This window comes from Xenorhabdus sp. SGI 60, from assembly GCF_056632175.1.
This window is the reverse complement of record NZ_CP196860.1, coordinates 402,668-420,058: the sequence shown is the minus strand read 5'-3', so window position 1 is coordinate 420,058 and position 17,391 is coordinate 402,668. Positions and strand designations below refer to the sequence as shown.

Annotated in this window: 1 protein-coding gene; it reads right to left on the bottom strand. The window is 49.4% G+C overall.

Annotated features, from left to right (window positions below; all coding sequences use genetic code 11):
- Positions 1-46 precede the first annotated feature (46 nt).
- Positions 47-15,604, bottom strand: coding sequence for a non-ribosomal peptide synthetase (locus ACSJJG_RS01855; RefSeq protein ID WP_481088266.1), 15,558 nt, complete (start codon positions 15,602-15,604; stop codon positions 47-49).
- Positions 15,605-17,391 lie beyond the last annotated feature (1,787 nt).

Genomic DNA, 17,391 nt, shown 5'->3' with positions numbered 1-17,391 from the left:
GTAACTATCAGGTTAATTGATATTTATTCCACAATTAATCGTGAAATTACACCGCCTCCGCTTCACAATTCATTGCCAACGCCCTATTTAAGGTTTTAGCCAAAATAGCTTTATTTTTACTATCCTCCATCAGGCTAAAGTGGTCGCCCGGTACAGATGTTAGCTGGAGCAAAGAATCAGGCATAACCTGCTTCCAGCCTAACGACGGTTCCATACTCAAAGAGGGTAATGCGGATTCCGTAACGAAAGGGATCTGTGGATAAGATTCGGTCGCATAGAACTGGTGGAGCGTTATCGCCAATGCTTGTGGTTCATATTCTTTAACCATTTGCATATAGTTTACCATCTGTTCCCAGCGTTTTGCGATCAAGTCAGGACGCAGATTTGCCGGATATAGTCCCAGTTCCTGTGCCGCAGCAATAAATTGCACCAAATTCAGTTTATCAATTCTCTGATGCAATACCGCAATCTCCTCTTTATGTTCCCCGCCCGACTGTTTTGCCAGTTCAGCAAGAAAATGAAGCTTTGGTTGAATAACCTGCTGCTTAAAGCAGTGAGGGGCAGGCGTATCAATCAAACCCAGAAAATCGACGGTCTCACCGGCGTTCAAAAGTTGCTGGGCAATGGCATAAGCCAGTACACCACCAGAAGAGTAACCGTAGATCCGGTATCGGCCTTCCGGTTGAACCGCCTTCATAAAGGTGATCATTTTGGCGGCCAACTCCTCAATAGTCGATATCGGCTCTTCATTGATGGACGGCCAGGGCAAGGCATAAATCGGATAGTCTGACTGAATATATTTAGCCAATCCAAAGATATAGGAGTAATCATCCATGCCGCTAGACACAAAGAATAACGGCGGTTCCATTCCAGATGGCCGCACAGGTATCGCACTTCTTTGTGGCTGGGACAGTGGATCTAATGTGATTTTTGATACCAGTTCAGCCAGCACAGGGAATTGGAACAAGTCATTCAATGTACACATCAAACCACGACCTGCGGCAAGGTTTATCATCCGCATAGCAAGCAACGAGTGTCCACCCAACGCAAAGAAATTGTCATACCGGCCTATTTGCTCAACTTCCAGCAATTCACGCCAGATAGCCGCCAATGCGATCTCAACCTCCCCCCGCGGTGTTTCATAGGCTTGATGAACAAAGGCATTCTGATCAGGCTCCGGCAGTACCCGGCGATCCAGCTTACCGTTAGGGGTCAGCGGAAATGCGTTCAGACGGACAAAAGCCGCCGGTATCATGTAGTCAGGCAACAGTGCTCTCAGATGGCTATACAAACAGGTAGCCAGTCCATCATCCGCTGGCGCCACCACATAAGCCACCAGACGTTTATCCGGCCCATCACCCAGAGCCAGTACGGTAGCTTCACGCACCGCTGGGTGTTCCATCAGCCGGGCTTCAATTTCACCCGGCTCAATACGGAATCCTCGGATTTTCACTTGCTGGTCGTTACGGCCAATAAATACCAGATTACCATCCGGCAAGTAGCGGGCCAAATCCCCGGTTCGGTACATCCGGGCATCAGTGTCATCACTAAACGGGTCAGTCAGGAAACGTTCAGCGGTCAGATCAGGACGATTGAGATAGCCACGGGCAACACCGTCACCACCAATATACAGCTCCCCAACCGCTCCCAGTGGAACCGGCTGGCCGCAGGCATCCAGCAGATAGACACAGGTGTTGGCTGTCGGACGTCCGATAGGCGTTAATGCATCAATATAATCTACCGGACAACGCCAGGTGGTGGCACATACCGTGATTTCTGTTGGACCATAAGCATTGAACAGCGTGGCCCGGCCACGCAGTGCCTGAAGCAGCGCCGCACTGGGCGCTTCTCCGCCCAGTATCAATGTTGGTCTTATGTTTATCTCCGGTAAATCTGCGCCATCCCTCAGCAAAGCCGGTGTCAGGCAGGCATGAGTCACTGCCTGTTCTTCCAAATAATGCCAAAGGCGGAGCGGATCCTGACGAACCGTGTCGGCAGGAATATCCAGGGTGGCGCCACCACACAATGCCATCATGATTTCCCAGACGCTGGCATCGAAACCAAATGAGGCGAATTGCAACATCCGGCTATGGGAATGAATGTCAAACTGGCTGATTTTATCCCGGATAAGGTTAACTAACCCACGATGTTCAACCATCACCCCTTTCGGTGTACCGGTCGAGCCGGAAGTATAAATCACATAGGCCAGATGCCGTGAAGTTAACGCAGGAATCTGCGGATTGTTTTCTGGTTGATTGTTTTTCGGTTGATTGTTTTTCGGTGGATTGTTGTCCAAATGGTCAGGCAAGGCATTCGGGTCAAGTACGGTTAATTTCGCCAGTGCTTCTTCACCCAGAGCGGCACGCCCGGTATTATCCGCCAGGACTATTAACGGGACAGAATCTAACGGAGCGGCATCATTCAGCATATAAGCCAGACGATCACCCGGATAGGCGGGATCCAGTGGTACGTAGGCACCACCCGCTTTCAGTACTGCCAATAGCGCCACCACCATCGCTGGCGAACGTGTCACACAAATCGCCACCCGCTGATCCGGTACTACCCCCAAAGAGATAAGCTGATGAGCCAGCCGGTTAGCCTGAACATTCAGTTCCGCATAGCTTAAGATCTGCTCCCGATGTATCACCGCTGTAGCATCTGGGGTTTTCTCCACCTGTTGTTCAAACAACTGATGGATACACACCTGTTCAGAATAAGCTGTTTCAGTCGCATTCCGCGTTTCCAACAACAATCTACGTTCCGCCGGTGACAAAATATCAATTTCCCTGACGGGTTGTTGTGGGTTAGCCACCATCACTTGCAATACTGCGTGCAGATAACCCACATACCGCTCGATTGTCTGTTGATCAAACAAGGCCGTTGCATAATTCAGAGTACCTACAATTCTGCCTTCTTCCTCAAACAGATTAAGTTCAAGATCAAACTTGACCACATCAAAAACCTGATCAATCGGTAAGATTTCCAGCGCTGGCAATTTCCACTCTATTTTCTCATTGTTCTGCCAGGCAAACATCACCTGGAACAGCGGTGTATGCGCCAGTCTGCGCGGCGGTTGCACAATTTTCAACACCTGTTCAAACGGCAGATCCTGGTTATCTTGTGCCGCCAATGTAGTTTGCCGCACACGCGCAAGTAATTCCGTTACATCCGGGGCGCCCGATAAATCGATACGTAAGGCCAATACATTGACAAAGAAACCCATCAAGGATTCCACTTCCTGACGACTGCGACCCGCACTTGGTGTACCAATAACCAGATCACTCTGACCTGACAGGCGCGACAGAACCATCGCCCAAGCTGACAGAATGGTTATGAATAACGTTGTCCCCTGCTGCTCACTCAGGCGCTTGAGGGATTTCGTTAACATTTCATCCAGATTGATGGGCAATGAACTCCCGATAAACGACTGCTGAGGAGGACGTGGTCGATCGGTTGGTAAATCAAGCAGTACCGGTGTATCAGCCAACATGGTACGCCAATAGTCAGATTGGGACTGTAAGCGTTCAACCGAAAGCCACTGACGCTGCCATGCAGCATAATCAGGATACTGAATCATCAACGGGGGTAGTGGATCAGGTTGGCCTGTCACAAAAGCCGTATAGAGGGCACTTAGCTCTGATTTCAGTATCCCTAAAGACCAGCCATCAAAAATAATATGATGCAAGATCAACAGAAATACATAATCATTGTCTGCCCGTTGTATCAAACTGGAGCGGATTAATGGTCCCTGTGCAAGATCAAACGATAGCCCAAATTCCTCCATACACAAACGCTTAAGTTCTCCATCCGCGTCAGGTACGCCTCGCAGATCATATTTCTTCATGGTCAAACCGGGTTCAGTCGGCAATAACCTGACCTGGGGTTGACCGTCAACCGTCACAATGACAGAACGCAACGCTTCGTGGCGAGCAAACAGAGCATTAAGCGCCCGCTGCCAGGCATCGATATCAAACTGACCACGCAAATGCTGTATGACAGGAATATGGTATGTATCACTCACTCCTTCAAACTGCGAGATGAACCACAGATGATGCTGGCTAAACGACAATGGCAGAGCACTATCGCGGGATACCGGAGTAATCTCAGGCAACCTGTCACTATCCTCATTACATTGTGCGTAGATCCTCTCCGCAAAAGCAGCCAGAGAGGGTGACATAAACAAGGTAACAAGCGGTAGCTCAATACCGAAAGTGGCTACCCGGTTCATCACCCGCGCAGCCAACAACGAATGGCCTCCTAACGCGAAGAAGTTATCATGTCGACTAATCTGTTCAACCCCTAACACCTCACGCCAGATAGCTGCTAACGCCGTTTCTATCTCCCCTTGCGGAGCTTCATAAACCTGACGGGCAAAGTCTTCCTCGCCCGGAGCTGGCAATGCCCGGCGATCCAACTTGCCGTTAGCGGTTAGCGGGAATGCGGTCAAACAGACGAAAGCCGCCGGCACCATATAATCAGGTAACAGAGCACTCAAATGCTCACGCAGGCTCGCTGCCAATCCGTCAGCTGATTCTGCTACCACATAAGCGACCAAACGTTTATCCTGCCCGTCCCCCAGCGCCAATACCTGCGCTTCACGTACCGCGGAATGTTCTGTCAGACGAGCTTCAATTTCCCCCGGTTCAATCCGAAAACCGCGGATTTTAATCTGCTGGTCATTACGGCCAACAAATACCAGATTGCCGTCCGGCAGGTAGCGAACCAAATCTCCGGTGCGGTACATCCGGGCATCAGTGTTATCACTAAACGGATCAGCTAAGAAACGTTCGCTGGTCAGTTCAGGACGATTGAGATAACCACGGGCAACACCGGCTCCCCCAATATACAGCTCACCCACCGCCCCCAAAGGCACTGGCTGGCCGCAAGCGTTCAATAAATAGAGGCGTGTGTTAGCGATGGGTCGGCCAATGGGAAGTTTTGTCGTCCCTGCCGGCAATTCAGTGATACGGTATGTCGTGGTAAACGTCGTTCCTTCACTCGGCCCATAGCCATTCAATAACTGCTGAGGTGGGCTATTACGCAGGACCTGAGCGATCACATGCGGATTAAGAACATCCCCTCCGACAATCAAGATATTGATCTGTGAGAGAACCGCAGACAACTCCGTTGCCAGTCGGTTAAACAATCCAACCGTCAGCCACAGAACAGTGATCCGGTGAACTTGTAAACTCTGAACAAACGCCTGTGGCGTCAATAAGGTCGCGTGGTCGATGACAACCAGCGCGCCACCATTGAGCAAAGGCGTCCAGACTTCGAAGGTACTGGCGTCGAAAGCCGGGTTAGCGGTAAAGGCCACTCGGTCAGTCTGTCCGGTTTCAGCATACCCATTATTGATAACCAACCGAACCACCGCCCGATGAGGCACTACCACGCCTTTGGGTGTGCCAGTAGAGCCAGAGGTATACATGATATACGCCGCTCCCGTGCTGGAAGCAGGTAAATCAAGATTGGGGTGATCTTCTTCCCCGATGGTGCTCATTTCACCAGAGAAACGAAATATCGGCACAGTCAGGAGGTCAGCCGAAATATCAGTCCACATATCGGTGAGCAGCAATTTGGCTGAACAATCTTTTATCAACCAGTTCTTCCGCTCGTCCGGTACACCAGGATCAATCGGGACATACACCGCACCCGCCTTGAGAATAGCTAACTGAGCCACGACCAGCTCAATAGATCGCTCTAACAAGAGCGCAACATGTTCCCCCGAATAAACCCCTCGCTCAATTAACTGATGCGCCAGCCGGTTAGCTCGGATATTCAATTCCGCATAGCTAATGGATTGGTTTTCATAGACTAACGCTGTGGCATCCGGGGCATTCTCCACCTGTTGTTCAAACAGTTGATGAATGCACAGTTGGTCAAGATAGGTTGTTTCGGTTGCATTCCAGGTTTCCAACAATAATGTGCGCTCAGTTTCCGGCAGGATTTCCAACATTTGTACCGGCGTTTCCGGCGCCTGTTCAAGTGCCTCTGCCAGACTCTCCAGAGCCTGTTGCATATAACCGCATATTCTTTCTGGATCAAAGGGTTGTACAACCTGAGCAGTCAGCCCCAAATCGGAACCCCCATCCTCTACCGACAACACAAACGGGTAGTTGGTCCGTTCCTGTGCCCCAAGGAATTCAATTCCGCTGATGATTTCATCCGACGTAATTGGCTGGGTATTATGTCGATAATTCAATAGCGCATTGAACAGCGGTGTCCCACTGGCTACCCCACTGCAACGTTGAGCCAACGCCAGTGATGCATGTTCATGCGCTAATAATCCTGCCAATCGGCTATGAGCAGCCTGTACACTCTCCCGCACCGGGGTTTCATCTATATCCAACCGTAACGGCAGGGTATTAATAAACAGCCCCATGCCATTGTCAGCGCCTTCGCCAGCCTGCATACGCCCAAACAGCACCGTGCCAAACACCACTTGCTTCTGATCACTGGTACGCGACAACACCTGTGCCCATGCCAAATGACACAGCGCCGCCACACTGACGCCCAAACGCCGGGCCTGATCACGCAGGCGGTTATTCAGTGCAGGCGTCAGCATTCTGTGCGATTCCGTCACCTGCGAGCCATCATGGTGTACTTCTGTCAATCCGAATGGCAGCGTCGGTTCATCCACCGCCGCCAGCATATCGGTAAAGAAACGGGTATGTTCTTCCTGACTGATCCCCAATTGAGCCTGAGCGACCAAAGTACGAAAAGGTACTGGCACAGGCAAGCGGTCTCCCCGCCCGGTAAGATACGCCTGCACTTCGCCGCTCATCACTTCCAGCGTGGTATGGTCACCAATCAGGTGATGTAACAGTTGCAGCAAGATCCAGCGACCATCAATATCCTGAGCAATAACAAAGCGCAACAACGGTGCCTGACTCAGATCAATACGATGCTGGCGCGGATCAAAGCGTTGGGCCAGTTGGTCACTGATCGAACCGTCAGCCGGATTGAGTGTCAATTCTGTGATGAATAAGGGAACTTGACGACAAACCACCTGAGCCGGAGCTGATAATCCCTCCCAGATAAAAGCGGTTCGCAGGATATCATGGCGATCAACCACCTGTTGAACCGCGGCCAGATAACGATCCAGCAAAGATCGATCCGCAAAAGCCTGTTGGGTTAACAGAAGATAGGGATCGCCTTCATTTGCCAGCAAGTGGTGAAATAAAATGCCATCCTGTAGCGGTGACAGAGCATAGATATCCTGAATGTTAGCCAGTCCACCCGGTATCTGATCAACAATACAGTCAATTTCCCCCTGAGTGAGGTCAATCAGCGGCAACATCTCCGGTGTTAACACAGCCGTATCCGGTGTAATACCGTTATCAGGCACCTTGATCTCACAATGCTGAGACAAAGACTGAGCCAGCACATTCAATGTTGGATGCTGGAATAGCGCTTGTACCGAGATACCCAACCCCATACATCGCAAACGCTCAATCATCCGTACCGCCAACAACGAGTGGCCTCCCAAGGCAAAGAAGCTGTCGTGCCGACTGATCTTCTCAACGTCCAGCAATTCACACCAAATGGTCGCTAATGCGATTTCTATCTCCCCTTGCGGGGCTTCATAGACCTGACGGGCAAAGGCTTTTTCTCCCGGTGCTGGCAGCGCCTGACGATCCAGCTTGCCGTTTGGCGTCAGCGGAAACGCATCCAGACGTACAAAAGCCGTCGGCACCATATAATCCGGCAACCGCGCACTCAGGTGTTCGCGCAGACGAGCGGCCAATCCATCCTCCTCTTGCACCACCACATAAGCTACCAGGCGTTTATTCTGTCCATCCCCCAACGCCACTACCAGGGCCTCACTCACCGCCGGGTGTTCAATCAATCGAGTTTCGATCTCTCCCGGTTCAATTCGGAAGCCACGGATTTTAACCTGTTGGTCATTACGGCCAACAAATACCAAATTGCCATCCGGCAGGTAACGGGCCAAATCTCCGGTGCGATACATCCGCGCATCCGGCTGATCACTAAACGGATCCGTCAGGAAACGTTCAGCGGTGAGTTCAGGGCGATTGAGATAGCCACGGGCCATACCCACACCACCAATATATAACTCACCGACTGCGCCCAGCGGCACCGGCTGACCCTGTTTGTCTAACAGATAGACACGCTTATTAACTGCCGGTCTACCGATGGGAATTAATCCCCCTGTATGGTTTGTATAGGTATAGTCTGGCGGACAATTCCAGGTGGTGGCGCAAACGGTGATTTCCGTCGGGCCATAGGCATTGAACAGCGTGGCCTGACGGTTTAATGTCTGGATTAGCGCCGGACTGGGTGCTTCACCGCCCAATATCACGGTCGGCTTTATCGCCAGCGCCGGTAAATCAGCACCATCTCGTAACAGGGCTGGTGTCAAACAAGCGTGCGTCACCGATTGCTCTTCCAGATAATGCCAGAGACGGTGCGGGTCTTGCCGGATTGTTTCAGTCGGAATAACCAGCATAGCGCCACTGCTCAATGCCATCATGATTTCCCAGACGCTGGCATCGAAGCCAAATGAGGCAAACTGCAACATCCGGCTGGTGGCTCCAACCTCAAACTGAGCAGTGTGTTCCAGCGTCAGGTTAACCAGACTCTGATGTTCAATCATCACCCCTTTCGGTCTTCCGGTAGACCCGGATGTGTAGATCACATACGCCAGATGCCGTGAGGTGAGAGCAGGAATTTGCGGGTTACTGTCCGGCTGATTTGGCAAGGCATTTGGATCGAGTACTATTAACGTCTTTAGTGCTTCTTCACCCAGTGCTGCCCGTCCAATATGATCCGCCAGCAAAACAGTGGGCGCAGCATCAGTAAGCAGGTAAGCCAGACGTTCACCCGGATAAGCCGGATCTAATGGCACATAAGCCCCGCCCGCTTTCAACACCGCCAGCAATCCCACTATTCTTTCCAGTGATCGTGTCACACAAATGGCGACGGGTTGATCGGGTATTACACCTAATGCAATCAGTTGATGTGCTAATCGGTTGGCGCGGGTATTCAATTCAGCATAACTGAGCGTCTGGTTTTCATACCTTACCGCTATTGCATCCGGGGTTCTCTCTACCTGTTGTTCAATCAACCGATGAACACACAGTTGTTCAGGATATGGTGCTACGGTTGCATTCCAGGTTTCCAGCAACAACTGGCGCTCTACTGGTGCCAGAATATTCATTTCCCCGACTGGCTGCTGAATGTCAGCGACCATCGCTTGCAGTATTGTGTGCAAATATTCAACGTGTCGTTCGATTGTCGATTGATCAAACAGGGTGGTTGAATAACCGAGATAACCGACAACCCTGTCCTCCTCTTCAAACAAGTTAAGTTCCAGATCAAACTTAACGACATCAAAGGATTGATCGATCGGTGAAATTGTCAGCCCCGGCAATCTCCATTCCACAATCTCATTGCTCTGCCAGGCAAACATCACCTGAAACAACGGGGTATGTGCCAGCCTGCGCGGTGGTTGTACAATTTCTACCACTTGTTCGAACGGTAAATCTTGATGCTCCTGTGCCGCCAGCGCGGTTTGCCGCACACGCGCCAGCAACTCCGTCACATCAGGCTCACCCGATAAGTCGATGCGCAAAGCCAACGTATTCACAAAGAAACCAATCAGGGATTCCACTTCCTGACGACTGCGACCCGCACTTGGTGTACCAATAACCACATCATCCTGACCTGACAGACGAGACAGAACTATGGACCAGGCTGATAGCAAGGTCATAAATAACGTGACACCTTGTTGTTCACTCAGACGCTTAAGGGATGCCGTTAACTCTGCGTCCAGACTGATAGACCATTGGTTCCCGGCAAACAACTGTTCCGGCGGACGTGGCCGATCAGTTGGCAAATCCAACAAGACTGGTGCGTCAGCCAACACCATCCGCCAATAATCGGATTGAACCTGAACCCTCTCCGCAGAAAGCCACTGACGTTGCCATGCAGCATAATCAGGGTATTGGATCACTAGCGGCGGCAACGGATCAGGCTGTTGGTTTAGACAAGCCGAATAAAGTGCACTCAGTTCTGATTTCAATATCCCTAAAGACCAGCCATCGGACACAATATGGTGTTGGGTCAGCAGGAAGACATACTCATCGTCAGTCAGTTGTATCAGAACAGAACGAATTAAGGGACCGCAGGCAAGATTAAACGGCATTTTAGCTTCCTGCTCGCACAAACGCTTAAGCTGTTCATCCACCTCGGGAGCTTTACGCAGATCGTATTTTTTCATCGGCAGACCAAACTCCGCTGGCAGGAGTTCAACCTGGGGCTGCTCATTGACTGTGATAAAAACGGAGCGCAATGCTTCATGGCGGGCAAACAGATGATTCAGTGCCTGCTGCCAGACCTGAATATCAAGCCGGCCCCGTAAACGCAGCGCCAACGGAATATGGTAGGTATCACTAACCCCCTCAAACTGCGCCAGGAACCACAGACGCTGTTGCGCGAATGACAGGGGCAGTGCTCCGTCATGAGGTGTCGGTGTGATGACGGGTAATGCCCCACTCTGTTGATTAAGATGCTCATCAACCACCTTAGCAAAGGCTAGCAAAGCAGGCGCTTTAAACAGTGCGGTCAGCGGCAGTTCGGCACCGAAAGCCGCGACACGGTTCATCACCCTCATCGCCAACAACGAATGACCACCCAGAGCAAAGAAATTGTCATACCGACTGATTTGCTCAACATCCAACAATTCGCGCCAGATAGCCGCCAAGGCCATTTCAGTTTCCCCTTGCGGCACTTCATAGACCTGACGGGCAACGTTTTCCTCTCCCGGCACCGGCAATGCCCGACGATTCAGTTTACCATTCGGCGTCAACGGGAATTCATCCAGACGGACAAAAGCCGCCGGAATCATATAATCAGGTAAGATTGTGCTTAAGTGGGCGCGCAGGCTGTTGATTAATCCGTCATCTGCTTGCGCTACTATATAGGCGACCAGCCGTTTGTCCTGCCCGTCACCTAGCACCAGCACTGTAGCCTCACGCACCGCAGAGTACTCCTTCAACCGAGTTTCAATTTCCCCCGGTTCAATCCGAAAACCACGGATTTTGACCTGCTGATCATTACGGCCAAGGAATTCCAGATCGCCATCCGGCAGATAGCGAGCCAAATCCCCGGTTCGATACATGCGCGCATCCAATTGATCACTAAAAGGATCAACCAGGAAGCGTTCAGCGGTGAGTTCAGGGCGATTAAGATAACCACAGGCAACGCCGTCTCCACCAATATAAATCTCACCGATCGCCCCCAGTGGCACTGGTTGACCATAAGCGTTCAACAAATAGAGGCGTGTGTTAGAGATTGGCCGACCAATGGGAAGTTTTGTCGTCCCTACTGGCAGCTCAGCGATACGGTATGTCGTGGTAAACGTTGTTCCCTCACTCGGCCCATAGCCATTCAATAACTGCTGAGGCGGGCTATTACGCAGAACCTGAGCGATCACATGCGGATTAAGCACATCCCCTCCGACAATCAAGATATTGATCTGTGGGAGAACCGGAGACAACTCCGCGGCCAGTCGGTTAAACAATCCAACCGTCAGCCACAGGACAGTAATCCGATGAACCTGTAAAGCCTGTAAAAATGCCGGTGGTGTCAGCAAGGTAGCGTGGTCGATGACCACCAGCGCGCCACCGTTAAGCAAAGGCGTCCAGACTTCAAAGGTACTCGCGTCGAAAGCCGGGTTAGCGGTAAAGGCAACTCGGTCATCCTGTCCAGTTTCAGCATAACCATTATTGATAACCAACCGAACCACCGCACGATGGGGCACGACCACTCCTTTTGGTGTACCGGTAGAGCCAGAGGTATACATGATATACGCTGATCCGGTACTGGAAGCGGGTAAGTCAAGATTGAGGCGATCTTCTTCCCTGATGGTGTTCATTTCACCAGAAAGACGAAGTAATGGAACAGTCAGGAGGTCAGCCGGAATATCAGCCCACATATCGGTGAGCAGCAATTTGGCTGAACAATCTTTTATTAACCCGTTCTTCCGCTCGTCCGGTACGCCAGGATCAATCGGAACATAAACAGCGCCCGCCTTGAGAATAGCTAACTGAGCCACGACCAGCTCAATAGATCGCTCTAACAAGATCGCAACATGTTCACCCGGATAAACCCCTTGCTCAATTAACTGACGAGCCAGCCGGTTAGCACGAATATTCAGCTCCATATAACTGAGGGTTTGATCTCCCGCTATCAGCGCTGTAGCAACCGGCGTTTTCTCTGCCTGTTGTTCAAACAACTGATGAATACATAACTGCTCAGGATACGGTGTTTCAGTTGCGTTCCAGGTTTCCAGCAATAACGCACGCTCCGTTTCAGGCAAAATGTTCAGTGTCCGTACCGGCGTTTCCGATGCCCGCTCCAGCGCTTCTGCCAGACTGGTCAGCGCCTGTTGCATATAACCACATACCCGATCCGGCTCAAATGGCTGTACGACCTGCGCAGTCAGCCCCAGAGTAGAACCTCCGTCCTCTACCGACAGTACCAACGGATAGTTGGTCCGCTCCTGTTCACCCAGGAATTCGATACCCGGTACAACCTCATGTGGGATCAGTGGCTGCTCATTATGCCGGTAGTTCAATAGGGCACTAAATAGTGGCGTGCCGCCCGCTACGCCACTGCAACGTTGGGCCTGCGCCAGTGAAGTATGTTCATAATCCAACAATCCGGCCAGCCGGGACTGTGCCAGCCGTACACTGTCGTGCACCGGTGTCTCATCCATATCCAATCGCAGCGGCAACGTATTGATAAACAGCCCCATGCCGCTGTCAACCCCTTCCCCCGCCGCCATGCGCCCGAACAGCACCGTGCCAAACACCACTTTTTCCTGCCCGCTGGTCTGCGACAGCACCTGCGCCCAGGCCAGATGACACAATGTTGCCACACTGACGCCCAGACGTTTTGCCTGCTGACGAAGGCGATCGTTTAGTTCCGGCGATAACATCCGGTGCGATTGTGTGACCTGCGAACCATCACGATGTACCTCGGTTAAGCCAAACGGCAGCGTCGGCTCATCCACGTCAGCCAGCATGTCGGTAAAGAAACGAGTATGCTCTTCCTGATCGACATTCAACCGTGCCTGCGCCACCAGATTGCGGAAAGGCACCGGTACAGGCAAGTTGTCATTTTGTCCGGCAAGGCAGGCCTGTACTTCACGGTGCATCACTTCCATTGTCGTATGGTCGCCAATCAGGTGATGCTGTAATTGCAGCACATGCCAACGGCCACCGGTTTCCTGCGCTACTGCTTCTTGTGCTACTACAAAGCGCAACAATGGGGCCTGACTCAGATCAAAACGATACTGACGTGGATCAAAACGGTGAGCCAATTGCTCACCCACTGGCCCGTCAGCCGGATCCAGAATCAGTTCAGTGACCGATAAAGGCGCCTGACGCCAGACCACCTGCACCGGTGCTGATAATCCTTGCCAGATAAATGCGGTTCGCAGGATATCATGACGATCAACCACCCGTTGCACTGCCGCCAGATAGCGATCCAGCAGCGCCCGGTCAGCAAAAATCATCGGATAGGCCAGCAAATAGGGATCACCTTCCTTCGCCAACAAATGATGGAACAAGATACCGTCCTGCAACGGCGACAGAGCATAGATATCCTGAACATTAGCGATCCCGCCCGGCACCTGTTCAACAAGGTGGTCAATCTCAGACTGGGACAGGTCAATCAGCGGCAACATTGCCGGTGTCAGCACGGTGGTCGCTGGGGTAATGACATTCGGCGGTACGACTACAGCCTGATGTTGCTCCAATGTCTGGGCCAATTCTGACAGCACCGGGCACTGGAACAGGTTACGGGCAGCCAGTGTCAACCCCAGATTGTGCAGGCGTTCTATCATCCTTACGCCGAGCAAAGAATGACCGCCCAGCGCAAAGAAACTGTCATGTCGGCTAATTCGCTCAATACCCAGTAATTCGCGCCAAAGGGTCGCCAGAACAATCTCCATCTCTCCTAGTGGTGCTTCATAAACCTGACGGGCGAAGGCGTCCTCCTCCGGTGCCGGCAACGCCCGGCGATCCAATTTACCATTCGGCGTCAAGGGGAATTCATCCAGACGCACAAAAGCCACCGGTATCATATAATCCGGCAACCGCACACTCAGGTGTTCACGCAGGCGAGCGGCCAATCCGTCACTCTCTTGGGTCAGCACATAAGCAACCAATTGTTTGTCCTGTGCCTCTCCTAACGCCAGCACCACCGCTTCACGTATCGCCGGATATTCCACCAGTCGCGCCTCAATTTCCCCCGGTTCAATCCGAAAACCACGGATTTTCACCTGCTGGTCGTTACGACCCAGAAATTCCAGATTGCCGTCCGGCAGATAGCGGGCCAAATCTCCAGTGCGGTACATACGCGCATTCGGTTTATCGCTAAATGGATCGGTGAGAAAACGTTCAGCAGTCAGTTCAGGGCGATTGAGATAACCGCAGGCCACGCCATCACCCCCGATATAAATCTCACCAATCATCCCCAATGGCACCGGCTGACCGTCAGTATCCAGCAAATAAACCCGGGTGTTGGCAATGGGTCGACCAATAGGAATAGAAGTCGTACCCGATGTTAATTCGTCAATAGGGTAAGTCGTGGTAAACGTGGTTCCCTCGCTCGGACCGTAGGCGTTCAATAACTTTTGGGGTGGGTTTTTACGCAGCACTTGAGCAATGACATGCGGATCGAGGACATCTCCCCCAACCAGCAGCATGTTAAGCTGAGGCCACACCGAGGATAGCTCCTCCGCCAGTCGGTTAAACAGCCCGACACTCATCCACAGGACCGTAATGCGATGTGCCTGTAATACCTGAACAAAATCCCGTGGTGTCAGCAACGTGGTATGATCAATAACCACCAGCGCAGCACCATTGAGCAACGGTGCCCAGACTTCAAAAGTGCTGGCATCGAAAGCCGGATTCGCGGCGAAAGCAATCCGGTCATTGGGTTCGATGTCAGCATAACCATTATTGATAACCAACCGGACGACCGCCCGATGAGGCACGATGACCCCTTTGGGTATCCCCGTCGAACCGGAGGTATACATGATATACGCCGGCTCTGTACTGGTACCCAATAAATCAAGATTGCGATGTTCTTCTTCCCGGAGCGGTTCTGTCTCACCGGAAAAACGGAACTGCGGGACAACCAGTTCAGCCGGGATCTCCGTTTGCATATCAGTCAGCAATAATTTGGCGGCACAATCGTTTATCAGCCAGTTTTTCCGTTCATCCGGTACGTTGGGATCGACCGGGACATAAACCGCACCGGCCTTAAGGATCGCTAACTGAGCTACCACCAGTTCAATTGAGCGTTCTAACAGGATCGCTACATGGTCACCCGGTCCAATTCCCTGTTCAATCAGTTGACAGGACAACCAGTTGGCCCGGGCGTTCAGTTCCGCATAGCTCAGAGTCTGATCCCCAGCGATTAACGCGGCGGCAGTCGGGGTTTTCTCTGCCTGTTTTTCAAACAACTGATGAATACATACATGGTCAGGATAGGGGGTTTCCGTGGCGTTCCAAGTTTCCAGCAACCCCGCTTTAAGGGTATTTTCCTTGCTGGTAATACTGTCTTTCATTTGCTTACTACCTCAACGAATCTATCGGATATTTGAAAACCGTTATTTCCAGCAACCGTCACAAATGTTTTTCTTTTACTTTTAGGAGAAATAACAACAGGCACGCCAAGCATCGGAAGATACTTAGACACTATTTTTCTCAGGTGCTGGATGTCATGGTCCGGTTAATCACTGCACAGCTAAAAATGATGTGACAATAATTTTCCAGACAACGGAATAAATGGTTTATTTGATGAACCATAATAAGGAATTCCATTTTTTCCTTGTTTTTTAGATAAGCGTTTTTGATCTACATCAATTTTTTATTACGCTGAATTCCACAACTAAATAAAAATGGATCTGTTGAATATATCTACTGGCATGAGCGCTAAGTCCCTTCTGTATTTTTTCCACTTAGTATTAGTATTTGTCTGAAATTATTTCAGATAAAAGGAAGTGTTTATGTTTATAAATAGCCACTAACAACCAAGGCACAAGGAAAACCAAATAAAGTCATTATTTATCATTCCGTTATAATAAACATATGTATATTCCCCCATGTAAAAAATAAACTAAATTAACTACATATTATTTTATAATAATAAAATTACACAACTGATGTAAATGTAAAGGCCAATTATATTTAATACCGAAATAAAATAATTTCAAATAAATACTAATTTTCGTATAAGTACTCAGTGGAATAATCGATAAATTTGAAGTTATTTAGTGTAAACGCGAACTTTTTAGTTTAATGTCAAAGTTCAGGAGGAATGCAGGATAAATTAACCAGAGCAATAGTATACGGCAGTGGAAGAGCGCAAGGTTGTTGAGAAAGTAATTTCCTTATTAAAATATACCTTTTGTTAAACCAACATATTTCAATTCTTTTTTTATTTTGCCAATTTTTTCATTTTAATTTTTTTAATATTTTTTATCTGATTGTAGAATCCACATCTATACCCACAGTCCCGATGAAAACTATTTCGAACATTATTTAACGCTGAATCAGGTCAATTTGACCTGTGGCTGTAGTTGCGATCTCAACATCCTTCCTTTGAGTTTCCCGGAGTGCTACCATTATCGGCTGCGATGTTTCCAACCACAATGGTATTTCTGGGAACCTTGTACAACAGCTGTTTTTTTTAATTTTAATGCGATATCCCGAAAAAACACTTCAATACGGTTATTTTCCATAGATAAACCATCAAAGAAAAACAGAATACAGTTTGATAGAACAACCATCTACCAAGAAAAATACGCATTTCTTTGTTTTTATTATAAAAATAAAAATATTATTCAATAATCCGTATGGAATACTCTTGCCGTTTTCAAAAAAATCAAAAGTGCGAGTAAACCTCATTTTTAGGCGAATTAAAAGTCTATTTAGTGGAAAAGGTAATGGTAAATAATATTTTTAATGGAAATAGGGTAAATCAGCCGAAATAATCTACCAAAACATCAAAATACCTTTACATAAGTGAAATAAATAAAATTATATTAAAAAACAAAACAATTTATACCAAACTGTCTTATTTAGATTTATAATCCATACATCTTTTACTAAATAGAATTAAATTTTGGATATGTAATGCTTTTAAAACATTAATTCTGGATGTTCTGGCAATACTTGACTGGCATCAAGTGATATTTTTTCACCATTAATATTATGATGATGCAACAAAATATGTGAATAACAAAAAAAAATCATATATTATAATTGGTTAAATGGAATGATTTGTAGTATGTAATGAAATTTGACTTAGGTTAAATTATGTAGGATTATGTTTACAGTTTGGTATATTTTG

Bases quoted from the DNA above. Each gene is read 5' to 3' on its own strand.
- ACSJJG_RS01855 (WP_481088266.1), bottom strand. From the start codon at position 15,604: ATGAAAGACAGTATTACCAGCAAGGAAAATACCCTTAAAGCGGGGTTG.